The sequence below is a fragment of the Corynebacterium sp. genome (assembly GCF_030535495.1).
In the GTDB taxonomy this organism is placed as follows: Bacteria; Actinomycetota; Actinomycetes; order Mycobacteriales; family Mycobacteriaceae; genus Corynebacterium.
Map to the genome: position 1 here is coordinate 1 of NZ_JAUNRW010000110.1, position 2,498 is coordinate 2,498.

The following is a 2,498-nucleotide window of genomic DNA, read 5'->3' on the forward strand; positions in this document are numbered from 1 at the left end:
TCGGACTCACGCGGGATCTGGGAGCCGTTGGTGTTGCACACGGCCAGGACCTTCGCGCCCTGGGTCTTCGCGTGGCGGACGGCCTCGAGCGTGTCGGCGGTCTCACCGGACTGGGAGATGGCGAGGACGAGGGTGCGCTCGTCGAGGACCGGGTCGCGGTAGCGGAACTCGGAGGCCACCTCGATCTGCACGGGGATGCGCACCCAGTGCTCGATGGCGTACTTGGCCAGCAGCCCGGAGTGGTACGCGGAACCGCAGGCCACGACGAAGACCTGGTTGATGGACTTCAGGTCCGTCTCGGAGATGTCCGACTCGTCGAGAATGACGCGGCCGTCGTGGAAGTGTCCGCCGAGGGTGTCGCGGACGGCGGCGGGCTGCTCGTGGATCTCCTTCATCATGAAGGAGTCGAAACCACCCTTTTCGGCGGCCTCCAGATCCCAGTCGATGGTGAAGGGGCGCCCCTCGGCGGCGCTGCCGTCGAAGTTGAGCACCTCGTAGCCGTCACGGGTGATGATGACGACGTTGTCCTGCTCCAGCTCCACCGCGTTCTTGGTGAACTCGATGAACGCGGCGACATCGGACCCCAGGAACATCTCACCCTCGCCGACGCCGACGATGAGCGGGGTCGAGCGGCGGGCCGCGATGATCTGGCCCGGGTGGTCGGCGTGCGTGAACAGCAGCGTGAACGCACCCTCGAGGCGACCCAGCACCGCGAGCGCGGAGGCCCGGAAATCACCGGCGGTCTCGCCGTCGTTGTAGGCCAGGGCCAGCAGGTGGGCGGCGACCTCCGAGTCGGTGTCGGAGTCGAGGGTGATGCCGGCGTCGATAAGCTCCTGCCGCAGCGGGGAGAAGTTCTCGATGATGCCGTTGTGCACGATGGCGACGCGGCCGTCGAAGGAGACGTGCGGGTGCGCGTTCTCATCGGTGGGGCGACCGTGGGTGGCCCAGCGGGTGTGGCCGATGGCGGTGGTGCCCGGCATGTCGCCGAGGATCGCCTCGAGGTTGGCCAGCTTGCCGGCCTTCTTGACCACCGAGATGCTTCCGTCATTGACGGCGATTCCCGACGAGTCGTACCCGCGGTACTCCATCCGTCGCAGCGCCTCCAGCGCGAGGTTCAGTCCCTGTCGTTCACCGACGTATCCAACGATTCCACACATGGAGGAAATCGTAGACCACGGTGTCTGTCCCGCAACAGGTATCACCCGTGTGGCGCTGCCCCCTTCTCCCCCGGGTTGTCCCTCAACACCTCCTTTCCTCCCGTGTGACATTCATAACGAGGCCCGAAACGTTATCCTGGGGACGTGTCTGCGAATCTGAAGAAGCATCTGGCCCAGTTGTCCAAGCGTGGCCCGCACCGCGTGCTCGTCGGCGATCTCGACTACGCCGGTCTGCCCGGTAAGGTCTACGCCCCCGCGGAAGGCAACGGCGTGCCTGCCGTCGCTTTCGGCCATGACTGGATGAAATCGATCAAGGCCTATCACGGCACTCTTCGTCACCTGGCCAGCTGGGGCATCGTCGTCACCGCCCCCGACACCGAGACCGGTCTAGTCCCCGACCACCGGGGATTCTCCGCCGATCTCGAGTCGTGCCTCCAGATCGCCGCCGGCGTCAAGCTGGGCCAGGGCAAGGTGACCGTCTCCCCCGGCAAGCTCGGCGTGGTCGGCCACGGCATGGGCGGCGGTGCCGCGGTCCTGTGCGCCGCCAACAACCCCCGCGTCAAGGCCGTCGCCGCCGTCTACCCGGCTGCCACCGCACCGCCCGCCATCGAGGCTGCCCGCTCGGTCACCGTCCCGGGTCTGGTCATCGCCGGCGGCGACCCGGGCCTGATCGGTGACCTCCTCGACCCCGGCAACCCCGCCAAGGTCGCCTTCCACTGGGGTGGTGACGTCGCCTACCGCGAGATCAGCAAGGGCAACCAGGCTTCCTTCACCGAGGACAGCTTCATCAAGCTGGCCCTCGGCCAGGGCATCCCCCGTTATTCCGTCCAGGAGACCGCCCGCGGTCTGCTCACCGGTTTCCTCCTCCACCAGCTCCGCGGAGAGGGCAAGTACTCCGACTTCTCCGAGCAGCTCGCCGAAGGCCCGGGTGTGGAGTCCTTCACCGACGCCGACCTCGCGGAGAAGGCCGGCATCAAGCTGGGATCGAGCACCAAGCTCTAGACCTCACCCCTTCCGCAGCAGACCCTGCACCCGCCCGCGAGCAGACGACGGGCGGGGCGGGGTCTGCTGCTGTCGCGGCGTAGGTCGCGGTGCAGGTCGCGGCTGGCGGACCGACGTCTCCACCCGCCCCTGCGCCTCGGCCAGCGCCTTCTCGAACTCGACCATCCGCTGCGTCGTACGCTGACGGAACTGTCGCGCGAATTCCTCGAACTCCATTACCAGGCACCTGCCTTTCGTGCGCCCACCGAGGACTCCGGCGGGGAGGGTTGTGGGTCAACGGGTGGCGCCGACGTAGGGGCCGGCATAGGGGCTGGCGCGGGGGCAGGGGCTGGGGCGGGG

Annotated in this window: 2 protein-coding genes; one reads left to right on the top strand and one right to left on the bottom strand. The window is 67.8% G+C overall.

Going from position 1 to position 2,498, the window contains the following annotated elements; all coding sequences use genetic code 11:
- Nucleotides 1-1,157, bottom strand: a 1,157-nt coding sequence (glmS, locus tag Q4F73_RS10690; RefSeq protein ID WP_303359332.1) for a glutamine--fructose-6-phosphate transaminase (isomerizing), incomplete at its 3' end; no start/stop codon positions are given.
- 144 nt (nucleotides 1,158-1,301) lie between these two features.
- Here glmS and Q4F73_RS10695 point away from each other — a divergent pair.
- Entirely contained in the window at nucleotides 1,302-2,159 is an 858-nt protein-coding gene (locus tag Q4F73_RS10695; RefSeq protein WP_303359333.1) for a dienelactone hydrolase family protein, read from the top strand.
- Nucleotides 2,160-2,498: the final 339 nt, after the last annotated feature.